At 65.6% G+C, this 21,270-nt stretch carries 18 protein-coding genes; 11 read left to right on the forward strand and 7 right to left on the reverse strand.

Annotation, left to right across the window (positions count from 1 at the left end; genetic code table 11):
* Window positions 1–32: 32 nt before the first annotated feature.
* Window positions 33–1,694 carry an amidohydrolase gene (locus FHS03_RS18520; RefSeq protein WP_183442423.1) on the reverse strand — a complete coding sequence of 554 codons (1,662 nt, stop codon included), beginning with the start codon at window positions 1,692–1,694 and terminating at the stop codon, window positions 33–35.
* Between FHS03_RS18520 and FHS03_RS18525 the strand changes: the two genes are divergently transcribed.
* A complete protein-coding gene (locus FHS03_RS18525) occupies window positions 1,693–2,448 on the forward strand; it encodes a glutathione S-transferase family protein (protein WP_221208171.1) in 756 nt (251 codons plus the stop codon). The genes FHS03_RS18520 and FHS03_RS18525 overlap by 2 nt on opposite strands.
* On the opposite strand, the gene FHS03_RS18530 is transcribed toward FHS03_RS18525, so the two are convergent.
* Both FHS03_RS18530 and ada read right to left on the reverse strand, forming a co-directional pair.
* The gene (locus FHS03_RS18530; RefSeq protein WP_183442424.1) at window positions 2,426–3,181 is read right to left on the reverse strand and encodes a 2OG-Fe(II) oxygenase; all 756 of its coding nucleotides are present in this window, start codon (window positions 3,179–3,181) and stop codon (window positions 2,426–2,428) included. The genes FHS03_RS18525 and FHS03_RS18530 overlap by 23 nt on opposite strands.
* Window positions 3,178–4,236: a bifunctional DNA-binding transcriptional regulator/O6-methylguanine-DNA methyltransferase Ada gene (ada, locus tag FHS03_RS18535; protein WP_183442425.1), complete on the reverse strand. Its 1,059-nt coding sequence runs from the start codon at window positions 4,234–4,236 to the stop codon at window positions 3,178–3,180. Before ada ends, FHS03_RS18530 begins: the two co-directional genes overlap by 4 nt.
* A 166-nt stretch (window positions 4,237–4,402) precedes the next feature.
* Here ada and hutC point away from each other — a divergent pair, with 166 nt between their 5' ends.
* The 8 genes from hutC (at window position 4,403) to FHS03_RS18575 (ending at window position 15,570) form a co-directional block, all read left to right on the forward strand.
* Window positions 4,403–5,119, forward strand: coding sequence for a histidine utilization transcriptional repressor HutC (gene hutC, locus FHS03_RS18540; protein ID WP_183442426.1), 717 nt, complete (start codon window positions 4,403–4,405; stop codon window positions 5,117–5,119).
* A gap of 239 nt (window positions 5,120–5,358) precedes the next feature.
* The gene (locus tag FHS03_RS18545) at window positions 5,359–10,014 is read left to right on the forward strand and encodes a PAS domain S-box protein (protein WP_229426275.1); all 4,656 of its coding nucleotides are present in this window, start codon (window positions 5,359–5,361) and stop codon (window positions 10,012–10,014) included.
* Window positions 10,004–10,441 (forward strand): response regulator, encoded by a 438-nt coding sequence (locus FHS03_RS18550; protein ID WP_229426276.1) that lies wholly within the window; start codon window positions 10,004–10,006, stop codon window positions 10,439–10,441. The genes FHS03_RS18545 and FHS03_RS18550 overlap by 11 nt, the downstream gene beginning before the upstream one ends.
* Before the next feature lie 226 nt (window positions 10,442–10,667).
* Window positions 10,668–10,994, forward strand: a complete 327-nt coding sequence (gene trxA, locus FHS03_RS18555) for a thioredoxin TrxA (protein WP_183442427.1) — start codon at window positions 10,668–10,670, stop codon at window positions 10,992–10,994.
* Between the two features lie 132 nt (window positions 10,995–11,126).
* Window positions 11,127–12,389 carry a transcription termination factor Rho gene (rho, locus tag FHS03_RS18560; RefSeq protein ID WP_050411450.1) on the forward strand — a complete coding sequence of 421 codons (1,263 nt, stop codon included), beginning with the start codon at window positions 11,127–11,129 and terminating at the stop codon, window positions 12,387–12,389.
* Window positions 12,390–12,571: 182 nt separating this feature from the next.
* Window positions 12,572–12,841, forward strand: a complete 270-nt coding sequence (locus tag FHS03_RS18565) for a type B 50S ribosomal protein L31 (RefSeq protein ID WP_176347368.1) — start codon at window positions 12,572–12,574, stop codon at window positions 12,839–12,841.
* A 90-nt stretch (window positions 12,842–12,931) separates the two neighbouring features.
* Window positions 12,932–14,653, forward strand: a complete 1,722-nt coding sequence (locus tag FHS03_RS18570) for an ArnT family glycosyltransferase (RefSeq protein WP_183442428.1) — start codon at window positions 12,932–12,934, stop codon at window positions 14,651–14,653.
* 218 nt (window positions 14,654–14,871) lie between these two features.
* The gene (locus FHS03_RS18575) at window positions 14,872–15,570 is read left to right on the forward strand and encodes a substrate-binding periplasmic protein (protein ID WP_183442429.1); all 699 of its coding nucleotides are present in this window, start codon (window positions 14,872–14,874) and stop codon (window positions 15,568–15,570) included.
* Window positions 15,571–15,573: 3 nt separating this feature from the next.
* Here the strand turns inward: FHS03_RS18575 and FHS03_RS18580 are convergent, their stop codons facing one another.
* Window positions 15,574–15,735, reverse strand: a complete 162-nt coding sequence (locus tag FHS03_RS18580) for a hypothetical protein (protein ID WP_183442430.1) — start codon at window positions 15,733–15,735, stop codon at window positions 15,574–15,576.
* 75 nt (window positions 15,736–15,810) lie between these two features.
* On the opposite strand from FHS03_RS18580, the gene FHS03_RS18585 reads away from it, so the two are divergent.
* Entirely contained in the window at window positions 15,811–17,733 is a 1,923-nt protein-coding gene (locus FHS03_RS18585) for an AAA family ATPase (RefSeq protein ID WP_183442431.1), read from the forward strand.
* A 12-nt stretch (window positions 17,734–17,745) separates the two neighbouring features.
* On the opposite strand, the gene FHS03_RS18590 is transcribed toward FHS03_RS18585, so the two are convergent.
* A complete protein-coding gene (locus FHS03_RS18590; RefSeq protein WP_183442432.1) occupies window positions 17,746–18,660 on the reverse strand; it encodes a LysR family transcriptional regulator in 915 nt (304 codons plus the stop codon).
* A gap of 100 nt (window positions 18,661–18,760) precedes the next feature.
* On the opposite strand from FHS03_RS18590, the gene FHS03_RS18595 reads away from it, so the two are divergent.
* Complete coding sequence (locus FHS03_RS18595; protein WP_183442433.1) at window positions 18,761–19,774, forward strand: zinc-dependent alcohol dehydrogenase family protein; 1,014 nt, start codon at window positions 18,761–18,763, stop codon at window positions 19,772–19,774.
* Between the two features lie 54 nt (window positions 19,775–19,828).
* On the opposite strand, the gene FHS03_RS18600 is transcribed toward FHS03_RS18595, so the two are convergent.
* Both FHS03_RS18600 and FHS03_RS18605 read right to left on the reverse strand, forming a co-directional pair.
* Window positions 19,829–20,230 (reverse strand): hypothetical protein, encoded by a 402-nt coding sequence (locus FHS03_RS18600; protein ID WP_183442434.1) that lies wholly within the window; start codon window positions 20,228–20,230, stop codon window positions 19,829–19,831.
* 202 nt (window positions 20,231–20,432) lie between these two features.
* A complete protein-coding gene (locus FHS03_RS18605) occupies window positions 20,433–20,864 on the reverse strand; it encodes a hypothetical protein (protein WP_183442435.1) in 432 nt (143 codons plus the stop codon).
* Window positions 20,865–21,270 lie beyond the last annotated feature (406 nt).

Here is a 21,270-nt window from a genome sequence, read left to right on the forward strand (position 1 = left end):
AGGGTGGGACATTGTTTGATTTGGCGCAAAGCTTAGGGGGCGGTGTAGACGGGTTTGCCGCTGAGCCAGGTTTGCTGGACGCGGATTTTGCCGATGGCGCTGGCGGGAACTTTGAACAGGTCGGCGTCCACGACAATGAAGTCGGCCCATTTGCCGGCTTCGAGCGTGCCGATGGCTTTTTCCTGGCGGGCGGCGTAGGCCGCGTCCAGGGTGAAGCAGCGGAAGGCTTGTTTGCGGCTCATGGCCTGGTTCTTGTACCAGCCGCCGACCGGCAGGCCGGCGCTGTCCTGGCGCGTGACAGCGGCGTGCAGGCCTTCGAACGGGTTGGGCGATTCGATGGGGAAGTCGGAGCCGCAGGCGATCTTCGAGCCTTGCTTGAGGAAGCTGTGCCAGGCGTAGGCGCCTTTGATGCGCTGCGGGCCGACGCGCTGTTCGGCCATGTTCTGGTCGGAGGTGGCGTGCGTGGGCTGCATCGAGGGGATGATGCCGAGCTGCTTGAAGCGCGGGATGTCGCCCAGCGCCACCACCTGCGCGTGCTCGATGCGGTGGCGCTGGGCGGCGCCGGGATATTTTTTCAGCAGGGCGGCATAGCCGTCGAGGATCTGGCGGTTGCCGGCGTCGCCAATGGCGTGGATGTTGACCTGGTAGCCGGCCTTCATGGCCTTTTCCATCTTGGCCAGCATCTCCGCGTTTTTGTAGAACAGCAGGCCGTGGGTGTGCGGCGCGTCGCTGTAGGGCTGCATCATGGCGGCGCCACGGCTGCCCAGGGCGCCGTCGGAGACCAGCTTGACGGCGCTCAGCGCATACAGGTCGTTGGCGTAGGATGCCAGCGGGCCGCGCGCTGACAGGCGGTCGAAGGCTTCGCCGGTGTCGCCGATCATGGCGTAGACGCGGGTGGTGAGCTTGCCCTTGTCGGCATATTCGCGGAACAGCGCGTCCTCGGCTTCGCCCATGCCGGCGTCGTGCACGCTGGTCAGGCCGACCTTGGTCAGGGCCGCCAGGGCGCCATCGAGCGCGGCGCGGCGTTCCACATCGCCGGGACGCGGCACCACGCCATCCATCAACTCCATCGCGTTGTCGACCAGGATGCCGGTGGCGTTGCCGTCCGCATCGCGTTCGATCTTGCCGCCGGCCGGGTCTTTCGTGTCGCGCGTAATGCCGGCCAGTTGCAGGGCCTTGCTGTTGGCCCAGGCGGCATGGCCGTCGACGCGGCGCAGCATGGCGGGACGTTCGCCCGTGACGCCATCGAGTTCGGCGGCCGTGGGGAAGCGGCCCAGCTTCCAGATTTCCTGGTTCCAGCCATTGCCGACGATCCAGCCGCGCTGCGGATTGGCCTGGGCAAAGGCCTGCACGGTCTTGAGCGCGCCGTCGAGCGAGGTGGAGCTGTAGAGTTCCACGCCGCTGGCGATATAGCCCAGGCCAAAGACGTGGCCGTGGGCGTCGATCAGGCCGGGCAACACAGTCTTGCCCTGCACGTCGACGCGTCGGTAGCCCTTGGCCTTGGCCGCCACTTCCTGCGCGTCGCCAACGGCGACAATGCGGCCCTGGTCGTCAAAGGCCAGCGCCTGGAACCGCAGCAGCTCCCCGCCGGCATTCAGCGTGTAGCCGTTGGCGTTGTCGATCATGGTGCCGGCTTGGGCGGCATGGGCGGCTACCAGCGCGGCGGCGGCCAACAGGGTGCGGCGGAAGTGCATGGACTGTCCTCTCGAATTGGAAAGCAAGATCCAGAGTGTAGCGAAATTCACGCTCTGGTCCAATCAAGCCTTTGCTTCCGGAGTTGCCGCCATGCTGACGCTGTTCGATTATCTGCCCTCGCAAAACGCCTATAAAGTACGCCTGCTTCTGAGCCATCTTGGCCTGCCCTATCGCACGGAGCTGGTCAGCATCTTCGAGGGAGAGGGCCATGCGCCAGCATACCTGGCCATCAACCCCACCGGCGCCGTGCCGGCCATCCGCCTGGACGATGGGCGCGTGCTGGCCGAATCGAATGCCATTCTGACGTTCCTTGCGCACGGCACGCGCTACCTGCCGGCCGATGCTTTTGCGGCGGCCAAGGTGCAGCAGTGGATGTCGTTCGAGCAGGACTATGTAGTGAATATCGCCTCGCTGCGCCATTGGACGACGACCGGCAAGCTGGCGCGCCGGCCCGCCGCCCTGGTGGAGATGCGCCGCGCGGGCGGTCTGCGCGCGCTGCAGATTCTGGAGCGGGAGCTATCCAGCAGCTCCTTCATCGCGGGCGACGACTACAGCATTGCCGATATCTCGCTGTTCGCCTACACGCACCGGGCCGACGAAGCCGGTCTGCCCTTGCGCGAATTCCCCCCATGTCTGCGCCTGGATCGAACGCGTGCGCGCCCAGCCGGGCTTCCTCGACGAGCACCACCCCTATTCCATCGATCCGCATTCCAGCGGCGAGCTGCCCTGATTATTGTGCGTCGTGGAAGATGATGCCGAGGGTGTGGCGGGTGCCGCTGCGCAGGCGGCTGACGCCATGCCGCATATTCACGCGGTAGACGCCGCGCGTGCCGTTCACGGGGCGCTGCGCCACGGGGAAGATCACCGCGTCGCCCTGCCCCAGCGCCACCACTTCGACCCGCGACTGCATGCGCGGGCGCTGCTCGGTCAGCACGAATTCGCCGCCTTCGAAATCCTGGCCGGGGCGCGACAGCAGGAACGCCGCCTGCAGGGGGAAGACATGCTCGCCATACAGATCCTGGTGCAGGCAGTTGTAGTCGCCCGCGCCGTATTGCAGCAGCAGCGGCGTGGGGCGCAGCTGGCCCGCCGCGTGGCAGCGTTCCAGATAGTCGGCGTGCCGTTCCGGGAAGCGCGTGTCGATGCCCAGCGCCGCATGCCAGCGGTTGGCGATGGCGGCCAGCGGCCCATACATGCGTTCGCGCAGCTGGGCCACCAGCGGCGGCAGCGGGTAGGCGTAGTACTGGTATTCGCCCTTGCCGAAGCCATGGCGCTCCATCAGCACCCGGCTGCGGAACTGCGCCGCATCGGCGTAGCCGGCCGCCAGCGCCTGGCACTGCGCCGGCGAGAGGGCGGCGCGCACCACGGCGCAGCCGCAGGCATCCAGCTCGGCGCCGATGCGCGTCCAGTCGACGCGGCTGGCGGCCGTTCCGCCTTGCGCCTCGCGCGCCGCCGATTCCTGCGCCGCCGGCGAATCGGCCTCGCTCACTTCGAACCCTCGCGTTCGAGCAGGATTTGCTTGCGCTCGACGCCCCAGCGGTAGCCGGAAATCGAGCCGTCGTTGCGCACCACGCGGTGGCAAGGCACGGCGATCGCGATCGCATTGGCGGCGCAGGCGCCGGCCACGGCGCGCGCGCCCTTCGGCGCGCCGACCATCTCGGCCAATTCGCTATAGCTGACGGTGCGCCCGGCCGGAATTTCGCGCAAGACCTGCCAGACGCGCTGCTGGAAGGCCGTGCCGCGCACGTCGAGCGGCAGGTCGAGGCCGATTTCGGGATGTTCGACCATGCCCACCACGCGCGCCACCACCTGCTCGAAATCCGGTTCGGCGCCGATGATTTCGGCCTGCGGGAAGCGGTCCTGCAGGTCGCGCGCCAGGGCGTCGGGATCGTTGCCCATCAAAATGGCGCAGATGCCCTTCGCGGTGCTGGCCACCAGGATCGCGCCCAGCGAACTGGCGCCGATGGCGAAGCGGATGGTGGCGCCCTTGCCGCCGCTGCGGAAGGCGCTCGGCGTCATGCCCAGCGCGCCCTGGGAGGCGGCGTAGAAACGGCCGCTGGAATTGAAGCCGGAGGCGTAGATGGCCGCCGTCACCGACTCTTCCTGCGCCAGGCCCTCCTGCATGCGGCGCTGGCGCACGGCGCTGGCATAGGCTTTCGGCGTCAGCCCGGTCTGGGCCTTGAAGATGCGGTGGAAGTGGAAGCGGCTCATGCCGCTCGCCTCGGCCAGGCTGTCCAGATCCGGCTCGCTCTCGGCCTCGTCGATCAGGCGGCACATTTTCGCCACCATGGCGGCGTGGCGCTCGGCCAGCGGCGGCTGGTCCGGCTTGCAGCGCTTGCAGGGCCGGAAGCCGGCCTGCTCGGCCGCCGCGATGCTGTCGTGAAAACTCACATTGCTGCGCAGAGCCGGCCGCGCGCCACAGGAAGGGCGGCAAAACACGCCGGTGGTGCGCACCGAATAATAGAACTGGCCGTCGGCCGCGCTATCGCGCTGCTGGACGGCGGCCCAGCGCTGCGCCTCGCTCTTGAATTGACTCTTGCCCATGCCGCTACTCCATGAAATCGTCTGATGTTCCCATCATAGCCAGCCCGCCGCGCGCCCGCATCCCGCCTCTTGCTTTTGAATTCGCCCAGGCCGGTGCTAAAATCGCCGCGCAAGCACGGGTCGCCGCGCAGGCACGGGCCTGCCGCATTGCCGCTTCGGAGAACGGATGGAACAAACAGCACTAGACCATACCCCTATTTTTCAGCGCATCAAGGATTATCTGCTGGAGCAGATCGCCGCCGGGCACTGGAAGGAAGGCGATGTGATCCCCTCCGAGCAGGCCCTGACCAAGCAATTCGGCGTCTCGCGCATGACGGTCAACCGCGCCGTACGCGAACTGACGGCCGAACAGGTGCTGACCCGGCGCCAGGGTTCGGGCACTTTCGTCGCCCAGCAAAAATACCAGGCCACCCTGCTCGAAATCAAGAGCATCGCCGAGGAAGTGCGCGCGCGCGGCCACGCCCACCGCAGCAGCCTGCAGCAGCTCGAACGCGGCAAGGCCAGCGAGCTGCTGGCCAAGCAGTTCGACCTGGCGCCCGGCCACCTGCTGTTCCACTCGGTGATCGTGCACTACGAAAACGGGGTGCCGATCCAGGTCGAGGACCGCTGGGTCAACCCGCTGTGCGCCCCCGATTATATGGAGCAGGACTTCGCCCATATCACGCCCAACGAATACCTGATGGCCGCCGCTCCGCTGCAGGGCGCGACCTACAGCATCGAGGCGCTGGCGCCGCCGCGCGACATCGCCGACATGCTGGCCATCGACACGCGCCAGCCCTGCCTGGTGCTACGCCGCCAGACCCGCTCGGCCGGGCGCATCGCCTCCCTTGCCACCATGTGGCATCCAGGCCACCGTTACCAGTTCGCCGGCAGTTTCGCCTGAGGGCGGGAAATCTCTCCAAATCTCTCCGAGCCTCCCCGAACGCCGCCCGGGCCGCAGCCGGCCGCGCGCGCCGGCTTGCCGCTTTTTCCACGCCCTGGTGCGCTGGGAAAGATCCCCGCTTTTCCTCCGCAAAAAGTAGTCGCCACGAGCAAAATTTCGATGCTATAGTTGTTTGGCCCCGCTAGCCGAGCCGGGCCCATCGCGCCAGCACGTCTTCCAGCTGCCAGAAAGGGAAGCCCTTGTTGCATCGCCATCGACCAAGCAGCCCAGCTCCCGCCCTGCGCCGCCTCGCTTGCCGGGCCGCGGTGCTGGTCCTGGTCTGCACGCTGGCGCCGGCCGGGGCGGCGGAGAAAGTCACGGTGCAGCTCAAATGGCGCCACCAGTTCCAATTCGCCGGCTACTACGCCGCCCAGGACAAGGGCTTTTACCGCGAGGCCGGCCTGGACGTGACCCTGCTCGAAGGGCAGGCCGACGCCGACCTGACGCAGAACGTGCTGTCGGGCCAGGCCCAGTATGGCGTCGGCAACAGCGGCTTGCTGCTGCAGCGCGCGGCCGGCCAGCCGCTGGTGGTGCTGGCCTCGATCTTCCAGCATTCGCCCGCCGTCTGGCTCAAGCGCCGCGGCGAGGACGGCAAACCGCTGCCGTGGGCGCGCCGCCGCATCATGCTGGCGCCGAACAACGGCGAGCTGTTGGCCTATCTGAAGCAGGATGGCGTCGATCTGGGCTTCCTGCAAATGCTGCCGGCGCGCCGCAGCCTGGAAGAGCTGATCGCCGGCCGCATCGACGCCGCCTCGGCCTATGTGACCGACGCGCCCTTCGTGCTGGACCGCAGCATCCTGCACTATGACGTGCTGTCGCCGCGCACGGTCGGCATCGATTTCTACGGCGACGTGCTGTATACCACCGAGAGTGAGCTGCGCGAGCATCCGGCGCGCGCGCGCGCCATGCGCGCCGCCACCCTGCGCGGCTGGCAGTATGCGATCGAACACCCGGCCGAAATCGTGGACCTGATCCGCGCCCGCTACCCGGACCGCAACAGCCGCGAACACCTGCTGTACGAGGCGCACCAGACCATCCCCCTGCTCGACCGGCCCGCCGCCGGCCTGGGCGAAAGCAGCCCGGCGCGCTGGCGCGCCATCCTGAATACCTACGCCAGCCTGGACATGCTCAAGGGCGAGGTCGATCTCGACGATTTTCTGTATCAGCCGCCCTCGGCCTGGCGCGCCTGGGAAGTGCTGGCCGGCGGGGTGGCGGCGGTCGTGCTGCTGCTGGTCGGCGCCATGGTATGGCGCCTGCAGCGCCTGCGCCGCGAGCTGCACGGCGCGCGCACCCAGGCCACCGAGGCCGAACGCATGGTCGACTTCGCGCTGCAGGGCTCGGGCGAAGGCGTGTGGGATTGGCAGCCGGCACAGCAGCATCTGCACCTGTCGCCGCGCTACTGCGCCATCCTCGGCTACGAGGCGGACGAGCTGCGCCCGGCCAATGCGGAAGAGTGGCTGCAGCATGTGCATGAAGACGACCGGCCGCGCCTGGTCCACGATATCGCCGCCTTCGACCAGCCGGAAGCCCATCCCGCCCCCTTCAACTGGGAATTCCGCATGCGCTGCCGCGACGGCAGCCATAAATGGGTGCTGGCGCGCGGCATGGTGATCGCGCGCGCCGCCAACGGCAAGCCGCTGCGCGTGAGCGGCACCCTGGGCGACATCAGCGACCGCGCCCAGGCCGAGGAGGCGCGCGTGGCCGCCGTGCTGGAGGCCACGCCCGGCCCCATGCTGGTGGCCGACCGCAACGGGCGGGTGCGCTATGCCAATACGGCCTGCAGCGGCTGCTTCGGCTATGCAGAGAACCAGATGGCCGGCCTGTCGCTGGAACAACTGGTGCCGGACATGATGCGCAGCGCGCCGGGCGGACCGCGCGAGCTGTTTTCCCGTCCGCGCCTGCCGGGCCGCGTGCTGACGGCGCGGCGCGAGGATGGCAGCCGTTTCCCGGCCATGGTCCACCTGTCGCCGATCCAGATCGCGGGCCAGGGCTTGTCCGTCATCGCGCTGCGCGACATGACCCAGCGCCAGCGCACCGAGGAAGCCCTGCACGCCAGTTCGGAGCGCTACCGCCTGATCGTGCAGACCGCCGCCGAAGGCATCTGGATGACCGACGCCGAGGACATGACGACCTTCGTCAACCCCACCATGGCGCGCATGCTGGGCTACGAGATGGAGGAAATGCTGGGCCATCCGATGGGCGAATTCATGGACAGCGAAGGGCAGGAACTGCTGCGCCGCCAGCAGCAGCGGCGCTACCCGTCCGGCGTGGCCGAGCAGGGCGACGTGCGCTTCTACCGCAAGGACCGGTCGGCCATGTGGGGCCTGCTCTCGACCACCGTCATCAATGCCGACGACGGCGCCTATGCCGGCACGCTGGCCATGATCACCGACATCACCGACCGCCGCCTGGCCGAGATGGCGCTGCGCAATTCCAGCCAGCGCATGGCGTCCGTCTTCAACACCGTGACCAATGGCCTGGTGGTACTCAACAGCGAAGGCACGATTTTGGAAAGCAATGCGGCGGCGGCGCGCATGCTGGGGCCGGCCGCGGTGGGCGGCGCGGCGCTGTGGCCGGGCGTGCGCGAAAACGGCGAAGCCTTCGACTACAACGAGCATCCGGTGCACGAGGCCCTGTCCAGCGGCCGCTCGGTGCGCGATGTGGTGATGGGCGTGACCCAGGCCGACGGCGGCACCAGCTGGCTGTCGGTGAACGTCGAGCCGCTGCGCAACGAATACGGCGGCGCCAGCATGGCCGTGGCCAGCCTGACCGACATCAGCTACCGCAAGCGCAGCGAGGACGCGGTGCGCCAGGGCGAGCAACGCCTGCAGGAAATCATCAAGATGATGCCGACCGGCCTGTTCATCAAGGACCCGCAGGGCCGCTTCCTGCTGATGAATCCCGCCTGCGAACAGCAGTTCGGCTTCCACTTCCATGAACTCAACGGCGGCGACGACAGCGCCTTCCATGCGCCCGAGGATCTGGAAACCATCCGCCGCAAGGACCGCGAAGCGTTTGCCGGTGGCGTGCTGATCGACTATGAGGAAGCGATCTGGAATCCGGTGATGCGCCAGCTGCGCCACCTGCGCACCTTCAAGAAGCCGGTGTTCGACGAGCGCGGCCTGCCCGCCTATCTGATCTGCATGTGCATCGACATCACGGACAGCAAGCGCGCCGAGCGCGAGTTGCGCGAATTGAACGAAACCCTGGAAGAGCGCGTGCAGCGCCGCACCGCCCAGCTGGACGAGGCGCGCAAGATCGCCGAGGAAGCCAGCCAGGCCAAGGGCCAGTTCCTGGCCAATATGAGCCACGAGATCCGCACGCCGATGAACGGCGTGATCGGCATGGCCTATCTGGCGCTGAAGACCGAACTCGATCCGCGCCAGCGCGACTACCTGGAAAAGATCCGTTTCGCCGGCGAGCACCTGCTGGGCATCATCGACGATATCCTCGACATTTCCAAGATCGAGGCCGGCAAGCTGGAAATCGAGCAGGTCGACTTTTCCCTCGACCATGTGATGCAGACCCTGACCACGGTGGTGGCGCCGAAGGCAGCCAGCAAGGAGCTGACCCTGAATTTCGACCTCGATCCGGCGCTGCCGGCCGTGCTGCGCGGCGACCCGCTGCGCATCGGCCAGGTGCTGATCAACTACACCAATAACGCCATCAAGTTCAGCGAGCAAGGCAGCATCGATGTCCGCGTGCGCCATGTGGTGGGCGACGAGCAGCATTGCGTGCTGCTGTTCGAGGTGAGCGACCATGGCATCGGCATGTCGGACGCGGAAATGGGCAAGCTGTTCCAGTCCTTCCAGCAGGCCGACACCTCCACCACGCGCGAATACGGCGGCACCGGCCTTGGCCTGGCCATCTGCAAGCAATTGGCCCAGCTGATGGGCGGCGAAGTGGGCGTGCGCAGCGCGCCCGGCGCCGGCTCCACCTTCTGGTTCACCGCCCAGCTGGGCGTGTCCAGCCGCGCCGTGCCGCAGTTGATCAGCCAGGTCAGCGAGGCGGCGGCCGAGCTGGTCGACAGCGCGCGCAGCGCCACCGTGATGCAGGCGCTGAAGGATGCCCGCATCCTGCTGGTGGAAGACAATACCTTCAACCAGCAGATCGCGCTGGAAATGCTGGAGGAAGCCGGTTCTTCGGTGTGCCTGGCCAATAACGGCGCGGAAGCGCTCGACCTGCTGCGCCAGACGCCGTTCGACTGCGTGCTGATGGATGTGCAGATGCCGCTCATGGACGGGCTGGAAGCGACGCGCCGCATCCGCGCCGATCCGCGCCTGGCCGAGATGCGGGTGCTGGCCATGACGGCCACCGCCACCAGCGACGACCGCGCGCGCTGCATCGACGCCGGCATGGACGATTTCATCTCGAAACCGATCCAGCCGGCCCTGATGTACCGCACCATCGCGCGCTGGCTGCCGCCGCGCGCGGAGCAGGACGGCACGCCGCCGGCCGCGCGCGCGCCGGCCTTCACGCCCACGCTGGCGGGTGATCCGGAAATCATCGACCTGTCGATCCTGGCCAAGCTGCTGGGCTACCACCCGCAGAAGGTGCGCAAATTCGCGTTTAAATTCCTGCAGACGACGGAAGCGGGCTTCCGCGAAATGGAAACGGCGCTGGCCAACGGCGAAATCCAGCGCATGCGCGAACTGGGCCACCGCATCAAGTCCTCGGCGCGCACGGTGGGTGCGCTGGGCATGGCTGAATTGTGCTTAAATCTGGAAAACCTGCCGGCTGGCGCGCCGGCCGAGGAAGCGGCCCAGGCGCGCGCCATCCTGGCCCGTCTGTGGCCCCTGCTGGAACGTATCGTGGAGCAGATCATGACCAACACCTCTTTCGCCAATGATGACTGAAGCCGCGCTGGCCAGCACCGCCCCCTTGCGCGTCCTGCTGCTGGACGACGACCCCTTCATGCTGTCCATGCTGGGCGATATCCTGGAGGAGGTGGATGGCGACATCGATGTGCGCAGCGAGCGCGATGCGCGCGCCGCCCTGCAGGCGCTGGGCAAGCACCGCCCGGAGCTGCTGATCTGCGACCTGTCCATGCCCGAGATGGACGGCATCGAATTCCTGCGCCTGACCGCCGAAAGCGATTTCCGCGGCGGCGTGGTGCTGTTGTCTGGCATGGACCCGCGCATCCTGCAGGCGGCCGAAATGCTGGCCATGGCCCAGGGGCTGACCATTCTCGGCGCCTGCAGCAAACCGCTGGCGGCCGGGGAACTGGGCGACCTGGTGGCGCTGGCGCGCGGCCTGCGGCAGCGCCCGGATCGGCCGCATTAGATAATAAACACTAATAACCGGGGAGCAATCTTCCGCACAAGCGCGCAAAATGGGTTATTATTTGATTCATTCCCCGCCTGATTCCCTCTTGCCACCCCAATATTGAATTAGCGCGCATCAGCTCCATCTCCTGCATACAAGCAGTAACACAGACGGCCCTGATGGCGAAAGCTGGCAAGATGGCGTGCCCAGGCGTTATTGATTTCACCCTCGATTGAGGCAAAACATGAGCGAAAACATCAAACATATTACCGACGCGTCGTTCGAAGCCGACGTGCTGAAAGCTGACCGTCCCGTGCTGGTGGACTTCTGGGCCGAATGGTGCGGTCCTTGCAAGAGCATCGCGCCGATGCTGGAAGAAGTGGCCAAGGAATACGACGGCAAGCTGACCGTCGCCAAGATGGACGTGGACAGCAACCAGTCCGTGCCGGCTAAATTCGGCATCCGCGGCATTCCGACCCTGATGCTGTTCGCCGGTGGCGTGATGAAGGCACAAAAAGTCGGCGCGATGGCAAAAGGCCAGCTGACCTCTTTCATTGACAGCAATCTTTGAGTAAGATAGGCGGCGCTGCGCCCGCAGCGCCGCCTGCCTGGCCGGCCTAGGGCTCAGACTCTGGCCTTTTTGATAATAATCCACGCAGTTCCCTCCCCTACCTAATTTCCCGTCACGGGACACTCAACACATATGCATCTATCTGAACTTAAGGCTATGCACGTTTCCGCCTTGCTGGAAATGGCCATTGGTCTTGACATCGACAATGCGGCTCGCCTGCGCAAGCAGGAACTGATGTTCGCAATCCTGAAGAAACGCGCCAAAGCCGGCGAGCAGATTTTCGGCGACGGCGCCCTGGAAGTGCTGCCGGACGGCTTCGGCTTCCTGCGCTCGCCCGACGCCAGCTACATGGCCTCGACCGACGACATCTACATCTCCCCATCCCAGATCCGCCGCTTCAATCTGCACACCGGCGACTCGATCGAGGGCGAGGTGCGCACTCCCAAGGATGGCGAACGCTATTTCGCCCTGGTCAAGGTAGACAAGGTCAACGGCGAATCGCCGGAAGCCTCGAAACACCGCATTCTGTTTGAGAACCTGACGCCGCTGCACCCGCAGGAACCGCTGCGCCTGGAGCGCGAGATGAACGGCGCCGAGAACATCACCGGCCGCATCATCGACCTGATCTCGCCGATCGGCAAAGGCCAGCGCGGCCTGCTGGTCGCGTCGCCGAAGTCCGGCAAGTCCGTGATGCTGCAGCATATCGCCCACGCCATCACCGCCAACCACCCCGACGTCACCCTGATCGTGCTGCTGATCGATGAACGTCCGGAAGAGGTGACGGAGATGCAGCGCTCGGTGCGCGGCGAAGTGGTGGCCTCCACCTTCGACGAACCGGCCACCCGCCACGTGCAGGTCGCCGAGATGGTGCTGGAAAAAGCCAAGCGCCTGGTCGAGATGAAAAAAGACGTGGTCATCCTGCTGGATTCGATCACCCGTCTGGCGCGCGCCTACAACACCGTGATCCCGGCTTCGGGCAAGGTGCTGACCGGCGGTGTCGACGCCAACGCCCTGCAACGTCCGAAGCGCTTCTTCGGCGCCGCGCGTAATGTGGAAGAAGGCGGCTCGCTGACCATCGTCGCCACCGCGCTGATCGAAACCGGTTCGCGCATGGACGACGTGATCTACGAAGAATTCAAGGGTACCGGCAATATGGAGGTGCACCTGGAGCGCCGCCTGGCCGAAAAACGCGTCTACCCGTCGATCAACCTGAACAAATCGGGCACCCGCCGCGAAGAGCTGCTGATCAAGCCGGACCAGCTGCAGAAAATCTGGATCCTGCGCAAGCTGCTGTACTCGATGGACGAGATCGAAGCGATGGAGTTCATCCTCGACAAGATGAAGTCGACGAAGACCAATCTGGAATTCTTCGACCTGATGCGCCGCGGCGGCTGATTTTCCGCCCCTGCGCTGTCAAAGCGGCAAGCCCGGCACCAGCCGGCTTGCCGCTTTTTTGCATCCAATGTATAATCAGCGGTTGATTTTTTAACCACCTGGCAAGTGAGCGGCAATCGGGTCGAGAGGCAGCAAGGACCGACGAAGTGCTGTTTGGCTACCAAACCTTGAGAGAGAAGCACATGAAAGCCGAAATCCATCCAGATTACCGTGAAGTCCTGTTCGTAGACGTGTCCTGCGACTTCAAATTCATCACCCGTTCGACCATCCAGACCCGCGAAACCGCTACCCACGAAGGTAAAGAGTATCCGCTGGTGAAGATCGAGGTGTCCGCTGAATCGCACCCGTTCTACACCGGTCAACACAAGATCGTCGACACCGCCGGCCGCGTGGAAAAATTCCGCCAGAAGTTCGGCAAAGTCGGTTCCAAAACCGCCGTTGCAGCAGGCTAATCTGCCGCTCAGCGAAAAAAAGGCAGCTACGGCTGCCTTTTTTTTATTATCGCTGCTACTCTCTTCCCGTTTCCCTTACTTGTAACGCCGATGAAGCCAGTCCGTCTGCCTGCCGCCGCCACCCTTGCCCTGCCCCGCTGGGCCCTGTATGCCCTGGGCCTGCTGTACATCCTGCCGGGCCTGATCGGGCGCGAACCGTGGAAGAACGATGACGCAGCCAGCTTCGGCGTGATGTGGACCATGGCCCAAGGCGGCTGGCAGGACTGGCTGTGGCCGAACGTGGCCGGCCTGTCCATGCCGGAAGAAGGGCCGCTGGCCTTCTGGCTGGGCGCCCTCGGCATCAAGCTGTTCGGCTGGCTGCTCGGCGATGTGCTGGGCGCGCGCGTGGCCACCATCGGCGTCTTCCTGCTCGGCACCCTGTCGCTGTGGTACGCCACCTTCAATCTGGGCCGCCGGCCCGAGGCCCAGCCGCTGCGCCTGGCCTTCGGCGGCCAGCCCGAACCCAACGATTTCGGCCGCACCCTGGCCGATGCCGCCGCCCTGATCTACCTCGGCTGCCTGGGCCTGCTGGTGCACAGCCATGAATCGACCTCCGAGGCGCTGCAAACCTCGCTGCTGGCCCTGACCCTGTACCGCGCCGTGCGCTATATGGAGAAGCCTTCGCTGCGCAACGCGGCCCTGATCGGCCTGGCCCTGGGCCTGATGACGCTGACGCGTGGCTGGGTCACGCCGGCCGCCCTGCTGCTGGCCCTGTTCCTGTGCGGCCGCTTCCTGGCCCTGCCCGTGGGCCGCGCCCTGCGCGACTTGGCGCTGGCCGCCGCCACCGCCCTGCTGGTGACGCTGCCCTGGCTGCTGGCTGCCGTTTTGAGCCGCCCCTATGGCCAGGAACCGCTGGCCGCCTGGGCCGCCTGGAACCTGAACCAATTGGCCCTGCCCGGCACCTATTCGCTGCGCGCCTTCCTGCGCGTCGGCGTCTGGTTCTTCTGGCCGGCCTGGCCGTTCGCGCTGTGGGCGGTGTACGCCTGGCGCCGCCAAAGCAATCTGCTGCACATCGTGGTGCCGACCGCCTTCGTCAGCGTGGCCTCGCTGCTGGCCCTGTGCCACCCGAATCCCGAACAGGGCCAGTTCCTGATGCTGCTGCCGCCGCTGGCCATCATGGCCGCCTTCGGCCTGCTGACCATGAAGCGCGGCGCCATCAACGCCATCGACTGGTTCTCGGTCATGGTGCTGACCCTGTGCGCCGCCGTGCTGTGGATCTTCTGGTACGCCCAGCTGACGGGCTGGCCGCCGCGTCCGGCGCATAATGTGCTCAAGCTGCTGCCCGGCTTCCAGCCCGAGCTGCACGTGCTGGCCCTGGTGGTGGCGGGCATCGCCACCGCCGGCTGGTTCGCCCTGGTGCATTGGCGCATCTCGCGCCAGCCTTCGGTGCTGTGGCGCGCCGTGGTGCTGTCCTCGGGCGGCTTGATCCTGATCTGGATTCTGCTGATGACCCTATTCCTGCCGCATATGAACTACAGCAAGAGCTACGCGGCCGTGGCGCACCAGGCGGCGGCCAGCGTGCCGGCCGGCACGCGCTGCATCGACAGCAATGTGGGACCGGCGCAGCGCGCCTCCTTCGCCTACTTCGGCCACCTGCCCTTCGCCCGCGTCGACGACGGCAACTGCTCCATGCTGCTGTGGCAGGACAGCACGCGCGGCCGCAGCAAAAAAGACTTGGCGGCGCCGCCCGCGCCGCACTGGCAACTGGTCTGGGAAGGCCGCCGCGCCTCCGACCGCAGCGAACGTTTCCGCCTGTTCCGCCGCGTTGACTGAACCCGTCCCGCAACCCCGCCCTGCGCCCGCCATGGCCACGCCGCTTCCCTTCCCTCCGCGCGGCCCATGGCGGCCAGGCGCGGACGCCGCAAGCCGGCCAGCCGCCAAAGGCGCGCGCCCGCGCCACGGCCTGGCGGCCCTGCTGCTGGCCGCGCCGGCGCTGGCGTGGGCCGCCTCGCCGGCCAGCCTGCACACCGAGACCCTGGCCGATTTCCGCAATGGCCCGCTGCCGGCCAGCCGCGGCGCCGGAACTGCACCTGACCACCGAGCATTCGCCGCCAGCGAGCATGCTGGTCGAAGGCCGCGTCGGCGGCCGCGAAACCGACAAGCTGCGCGAAATGCTGGAACGCAGCGACATCCCGCACAGCTTCGACTTGCTGCCGTGGAAGCGCGCCTACACCCTGGCCCAGCATGCGCCGCACACCTGCGTGTATTCGACGGCACGCACGCCCGAGCGCGAAGTCCTGTTCAAATGGGTGGGGCCGACCGACGTGTCGGAGTGGGTGCTGATGGGCCGCGCCGATGCGCGCCTGCGCCTGCGCAGCCTGGACGACGCGCGCGGCCTGCGCATCGGCACCTATAACGGCGACGCGCGCGAAGAGTATCTGCAGGCGCGCGGCTTGCGCGTCGAGCCGGTCGCGAGCGACGCGCTCAATCCGCAAAAGCTGCTGCTCAAGCGCATCGACCTGTGGGCGGTCGGCATGCGCACCGGCAGCCAGTTGCTGGCCCAGCAAAAACTGACGGGCAAGATCGTGCCCTTGCTGGTTTTTCATCGCGTGAAAGTTTATCTGGCGTGCAATCCTTCGGTGCCGGACCGCTTGATCGAACGCATGAATTCCAGCCTGGACGAGATGCGCCACGACGGCAGTTTCCAGCGCCTGGACCGCAAGTATGAAAAATGGACAACGCCCAACTAAGCCTTATGTTAACAGGCTGTCCATTGATGTTGCGTCGAAAAATTTTTTCTTGCGATAGCCAAACACAAAGCCGCGCAAGCGAGCTATATTCCCACCATACACCGCGTAGCCGCTCAGCATATTTCCAAGTCTGAAAGTAAAAGCTGCATCCCAAGCAGCGTTCATGCACAGCGTCACGACGACAATCCGCCTGCGCCCCGCCGCCGCGCATTTCGTTACTCCCTGATTGCCCGAACGTCCATGTTTAATTTCTACAAACTTCAGCTGGCGCTTAAAAATACCTGGGTGCGCGTCGCCCTGCTGCTGCTCACGGGCGCCCTGGTGGCCTGGGCCGCCCTGGGCCGCGAGGCCGTGCAGGACGGCAGCCCCGTGCTGCGTTCGCAGGACATTTCCGAAATCACCGCCCTGGTGGCCCAGCGCGAGAAGCTCGACTACCTGCTGATCGCGCGCCCGCTGTCGGAGGCGCCGCGCTATATCTACAAATTCAAGAACGCCGCCACTCTGCATGTGGTGAAAGTGCCCAGCACCTCGCATCTGAGCCTGGAACGCGAAGTCCTGCTGCGCAACGGCCTGCCGTATGCCATCGCCAAGGACGAGTACCTGGCCTCGCACAAGGCCGTGCTGCAGGACGAGGGCGGCGCCCTGGCCGGCAGCGGCGAATTCCTGCGCCGTCATGCCTTCGACATCTTCGTGCTGGCCGTGGTGCTGTTCCTGCTCAAATCCGGCCTGCCCGGCATGGGCATGTCGGCCAGCGTGATCTCGCCCGACAAGCTGAAAGGCAGCATGGACGACTTGATCGGCATGGACGATATCAAGCAGGAAGTGCTGCATCTGGAAGACATGATACGCAACCGCGCCGTCTACAAATCGCACAATATCGACAAGCCGTTCAATGTGATGCTGACCGGCCCCGCCGGCACCGGCAAGACCAAGCTGGCCGGCTACCTGGCCAAGCGCCTCAACTACCCGCTGATCCAGGCATCCGGTTCGGCGCTGGAATCGGGCTATATCGGCGGCGGTTCCAAGGCCCTGAACGCGCTGTACCGCAAGGCCTGCGCGCGCGGCAACTGCATCATCTTCCTGGACGAGGCCCAGGCCCTGTTCATGCCGCGCGGCCGCGGCGAAAAGAAATGGGAAGACGATACCGCCAACACCCTGCTTGGCCTGCTGGACGGCGTGAAAAGCGAGGAAGGCAAGGGCGTGATCTGGGTGGTGGCCTCCAACTTCGACGACGCCTCGACGCAGATGGATGAAGCCATGCTGCGCCGCTTCTCGGTGAAGATCAATTTCCGCCTGCCCAACAAGACCGAGCGCCAGGAGCTGCTGCGCTCCTTCCTGCGGCGCAAGGAAGAAGGCTGCGTCGACTGGAACGATGTAGACCTGAACCAGGTGGCCGAGATCACCAACAATCTCAGTCCCGCCCTGCTGGAAACGGTGGTGGAGCGCGCCTCCATGCTCTCGATCCAGGAAAAGGCCGTAATCAATACCGATCTGCTGTTCCGCGCTTTCGAGCGCGCCACCATCGGCCTGACCGACCGCGCCACCACGGCGGAAAAAACCCGCCAGCGCGAGCGCATCGCCTTGCACGAGCTGGGCCACTTCTTCATGCAGATCGATCCCTATCTGCGCGCGGGCCTGAGCCTGGCCGAGGTGAAGGAGAAATCGCATCTGCTGAAGATCAGCACGGAGTCGGTGTCCAAGCTCAATGCGCTGGGCTATGTGCTGTCGGCCGGCGACGATATGTCGCTGCGCACCCTGGAGGAAATGGAGCGCGACGTGATGCAGCTGTACGGCGGCGTGGCGGCCGAAGAGCTGTTCTACGGCGCGCGCGGCATTTCGGTGGGCAGCCAGAACGATATCCAGAAAGCCACCTCGATGCTGGACACCATGGTCAACCGCCTCTCCATGTATTCGCGCTCCAAGCTCGACTACAGCCAGTTCAAGAGCGAGAGCGGGGCCGAACACACGCTGGGCCAGGTGGAAGCCAAGGCCGATGAGCTGTACAGCCACACCCTGCAGGCGATCGGCGATTACCGCGCCGTCATGGACTCGATCAAGGATGTGCTGCTGGAGCGCTATGTGCTGTCCAAGGACGCCGTCTTCGCGCTGCTGGAAGAGCGCCTCGACGTCGCCGCCCTGCATCCGCTGCCGCGCGCAGCGTAAGCGCCGGGACCTTCACTCGCCCAGATCGTAGGGGCAGACCGGCAGGTGCTGCTCCAGATAGGCGATCAGTTTTCTCACCTTCAGCGGCAAATGGCGCCCGCCGGGATAGACGGCCCAGATCCCGGTCGGCGCGAACTTCCATTCCGGCAGGACCACCTGCAAGCGCCCTTCGGCGATATCGGCCGCCGCCAGAAAGGCCGGCACGATGGCGATGCCCTGGCCCGCCAGCGCGGCCGCATGCGTCATCTGCGCGCTGTCGGCCCATAGGCGCGGCTTGACCTTCACCGATTCCGTCTTGCCGCGCCGCGTCAGCTGCCACACATCGCCAAAAGGCGTCAGCGAGAATTGCAGCACGCGGTGCCGGCCCAGTTCGGCCGGGGTGGCGGGCGTGCCATGTTCGGCCAGATAGGCCGGCGTGGCACAGATGCGCCGCACGTCCGGACGCAGGCGCTTGGCCACCAGGCTGGAATCGACCAGTTTGCCGATGCGCACCGCCAGGTCCACATTCTCCTCCACGATATTCACATAACGGTCGGACAGCGAGACGTCGATTTCCACCTCGGGATACTGCCGCATGAAGCCGGGCAGCGTGGGCAGCACATGCAGGTGGCCGTAGCTGACGGGCAGCGCCAGCTTGAGGCGGCCGCTCACGGCGCCGGCCGCATCGCGCAGCGACTGGTCGGCCGCGTCCATCTCGGCCAGCAGGCGGCGGCAGTCGGCGTAATAGTGCTCGCCCGCCTCGGTCAGGCGCAGGCTGCGCGTGGTGCGCGTCAGCAGGCGCACGCCCAGGCGCGCCTCCAGCGCCGACACGCGCCGGCTCACCGCCGACGACGACAAGGTCATGGCCTGCGCCGCCAGCGCAAAGCTCTGATGCCTGACCGTGGCGACAAAGGCCGAGATTTCGGCAAAGCGGTCTTCCGTTTTCATTCCAGCGTTCCTTGCAAGAGTGAATTGCATATTACCCGCTTTACCGAGTGCAATGTCCGATTGTACATTGGCGGCTTCACCCCTCACTTTCGGAGAAAACATGAAAGCAGTCGAATTGCGCAGCTTTACCAAGGACGGCCTGGTGCTGGCCGAACGCGCCGAACCGGCCATCGGCCCGCATGAGGTGAAGGTGCGCGTGCGCGCCGTCTCGCTCAATTACCGCGACCATATGGTGGCCAGCGGCATGTACGGCATTCCCGCCGACGCGCTGCCCCTGGTGCCGGTTTCCGACGGCGCCGGCGAGGTGGTGGCGGTCGGCGCCGGCGTGAGCCGCTTCAAGGTGGGCGACCGCGTGACCAGCATGATGACGCGCGATTTCATCTCCGGCGACCTGACGCCGGAACGCCAGGCCGCGCAGAACGGCGGCCCGCTGGACGGCATGCTGCAGGAGTACGCGGTGCTGCCGGAACAGGCCCTGGTGGCCTTCCCGGCCCACCTGAGCTATGAGGAAGCGGCGACCCTGCCGATCGCCGCGCTGACCGCCTGGAATGCGCTGACCGAAGGCGGCGCCGCGCCGGGCCGCACGGTGCTGCTGCAAGGGACCGGCGGCGTGTCGCTGGCGGCGCTGCAGCTGGCCAAGCTGTTCGGCGCGCGCGTCATCATTACGACCAGCAAGGAAGAGCGCCGCGCGCGTCTGCTGGAGCTGGGCGCCGACGTGGTGCTCAACTATAAGACCAGCACCGACCTGGCGGGCGAAATCCTGGCCGCCACCGACGGCCGCGGCGTCGATATGGTGATCGAGGTGACGGGCCTGAGCGGCATGCAGACTTCCCTCTCGGTGCTGCGCCAGGGCGGCTATATCGGCTTTGTCGGCCTGCTGGCCGGCATGGGAACGGCGCCCGATTTCACGCTGCCGCTGCTGTTCAAGAATGCGCGCATCCGCGGCGTGCTGACCGGCAGCCGCGATGTGTATGAAGACATGCTGCGCGCCATCGGCCAGCACCAGCTCAAGCCGGTGGTGGGCGAGGTCTTCGCGCTGGCCGATTTCCAGCGCGCCTTCGAGCGCTATCAGAGCAGCGCGGTATTCGGCAAAGTGGTGATCCGCCTGGATTGAGGCGGCGCGCGGCCAGGCCCGTCGCGGCACTCCATGGCGGGCCTGGCGCTCAACTCAGCGGCTGGCGTACATCGTGATGTTCTGGCCCGTTTGCGCCAGGGGAGACATGCGCTCGAAATTGGTGATAGTCAGCTTTTCGCCGTCCTCGCGGAATTCGATGAGTGCACCGCTCTCGGTCAAGAACACCCCTGGTGATTGGCCGAAAATCTTGTGGCGCGGTTCGCCTTTGAGCGTGGCATAGAAGTGGTTGCCGAACTGGGTGAATTTCATGGTCTGGCCATTGCTGAGCTGATAGGCGCTTTCGTAGCTGGCGAATTCGCTGCTGGAATGGCGGTAGGTGGATTGGGCGCTGATGCGCACCACATCGCTGTTCTGTTCAGTTTGCGGCGCGGCATAGGCGGCGCCGGTGGCGGCGAGCGCGATCGCAAGCAGCGCGCTGAGGGTCGAGGCTTTCATGGCTTTTGCTCCCTGGGGAAGGTGGTTTACCGGATTGTCGCCGCCCTGTATTGGAATATGCGGGGACGCTTTCAAGGTAGCAAGCGACCATGCGCAACGCACGGTGCAGGCGACGAACGGCCGGATCGGCACGACGAAGCGCATGGCGCGCCGATAAGCGGCGCCATGCTGCCTGCACTTCAGGGGAGGCGAATCTGCTGCTTTATCTGCGCGCGACGTAGACGCGGGCAGGATCGATGGCGGGGCCGCCGGCATACGGCAGCAGCTCGAGATGGCTGATGGCGATGATGTCGCCCTCTTCCTTGAATTCCATGCGGCTGCCGGCGGCGGTCATGAAGACGCCTTCGGCCAGCGGAAAGATTTCCAGCGGTGTTTCATCCTTATATTGGACATAGTAATGCCGCCGCTTCTCGTGGAAGCTAAGCACCATGCCGTTTTCCAGCAGGTAGCGCTGTTCGTAGTTGTAGAACTCCTGCGGCGCCAGGCGGTAGGCTGCAATGGCCCGAGCCGACACCTGCACGGTTTCCTGCGTGCGTTCAGGCCGGTCGGCGACCGGGGCTTGCTGTGCGAATGCGGATGTGACAAGGCAGGCCAGTGCGGCGGTGGCCCAGCCCCGAGGCATGGAAAGATCCATGATGACCTCCTGCTCAGAGTTGGTCACTCAACAAAAGTGACTCCTTCATACTAGCCGCCGAGCCCAGCCTTGTACAGGCGGCGCCGCCGCTAAAGTTTTCAATCCCTTGCGCGGCGGGCATAGCCTTTTTATGCTTGACCTTCAGACCTTCATCGGCAAGATCACCACCCTAGCGTAATAGCACCATTTTTACTTGTCTCGATCCGATTGCCAGTCTAATTTGGCCCCGACTATGGCCCCATAATTGAAGGTAGGGAACGGCGGCAACGGCATTCCTCCGAAACGTCGGCCCCGCAAGCCTTCCCGCCCTCTCTAGGGAAGCACTGATTAATTCATCAGGCGCTGCTCCGCGCGGCAGTCGGACCTGAGACAATAGCGGCATCCCCACTGTTCGCCATCGGCCATG

It is taken from the genome of Pseudoduganella violacea (assembly GCF_014191875.1).
GTDB classification, from domain to species: domain Bacteria; phylum Pseudomonadota; class Gammaproteobacteria; order Burkholderiales; family Burkholderiaceae_D; genus Rugamonas; species Rugamonas violacea_A.

Excerpts from the sequence above, each read along its gene's own strand:
- FHS03_RS18525 (WP_221208171.1), top strand. The coding sequence starts at position 1,693 with ATGGACTGTCCTCTCGAATTGGAAAGCAAGATCCAGAGTGTAGCGAAA.
- FHS03_RS18520 (WP_183442423.1), bottom strand. The coding sequence starts at position 1,694 with ATGCACTTCCGCCGCACCCTGTTGGCCGCCGCCGCGCTGGTAGCCGCC.
- ada (WP_183442425.1), bottom strand. The coding sequence starts at position 4,236 with ATGGGCAAGAGTCAATTCAAGAGCGAGGCGCAGCGCTGGGCCGCCGTC.
- hutC (WP_183442426.1), top strand. The coding sequence starts at position 4,403 with ATGGAACAAACAGCACTAGACCATACCCCTATTTTTCAGCGCATCAAG.
- FHS03_RS18550 (WP_229426276.1), top strand. The coding sequence starts at position 10,004 with ATGATGACTGAAGCCGCGCTGGCCAGCACCGCCCCCTTGCGCGTCCTG.
- trxA (WP_183442427.1), top strand. The coding sequence starts at position 10,668 with ATGAGCGAAAACATCAAACATATTACCGACGCGTCGTTCGAAGCCGAC.
- rho (WP_050411450.1), top strand. The coding sequence starts at position 11,127 with ATGCATCTATCTGAACTTAAGGCTATGCACGTTTCCGCCTTGCTGGAA.
- FHS03_RS18565 (WP_176347368.1), top strand. The coding sequence starts at position 12,572 with ATGAAAGCCGAAATCCATCCAGATTACCGTGAAGTCCTGTTCGTAGAC.
- FHS03_RS18570 (WP_183442428.1), top strand. The coding sequence starts at position 12,932 with ATGAAGCCAGTCCGTCTGCCTGCCGCCGCCACCCTTGCCCTGCCCCGC.
- FHS03_RS18575 (WP_183442429.1), top strand. The coding sequence starts at position 14,872 with ATGGCCCGCTGCCGGCCAGCCGCGGCGCCGGAACTGCACCTGACCACC.
- FHS03_RS18580 (WP_183442430.1), bottom strand. The coding sequence starts at position 15,735 with ATGAACGCTGCTTGGGATGCAGCTTTTACTTTCAGACTTGGAAATATG.
- FHS03_RS18585 (WP_183442431.1), top strand. The coding sequence starts at position 15,811 with ATGTTTAATTTCTACAAACTTCAGCTGGCGCTTAAAAATACCTGGGTG.
- FHS03_RS18590 (WP_183442432.1), bottom strand. The coding sequence starts at position 18,660 with ATGAAAACGGAAGACCGCTTTGCCGAAATCTCGGCCTTTGTCGCCACG.
- FHS03_RS18595 (WP_183442433.1), top strand. The coding sequence starts at position 18,761 with ATGAAAGCAGTCGAATTGCGCAGCTTTACCAAGGACGGCCTGGTGCTG.
- FHS03_RS18600 (WP_183442434.1), bottom strand. The coding sequence starts at position 20,230 with ATGAAAGCCTCGACCCTCAGCGCGCTGCTTGCGATCGCGCTCGCCGCC.
- FHS03_RS18605 (WP_183442435.1), bottom strand. The coding sequence starts at position 20,864 with ATGGATCTTTCCATGCCTCGGGGCTGGGCCACCGCCGCACTGGCCTGC.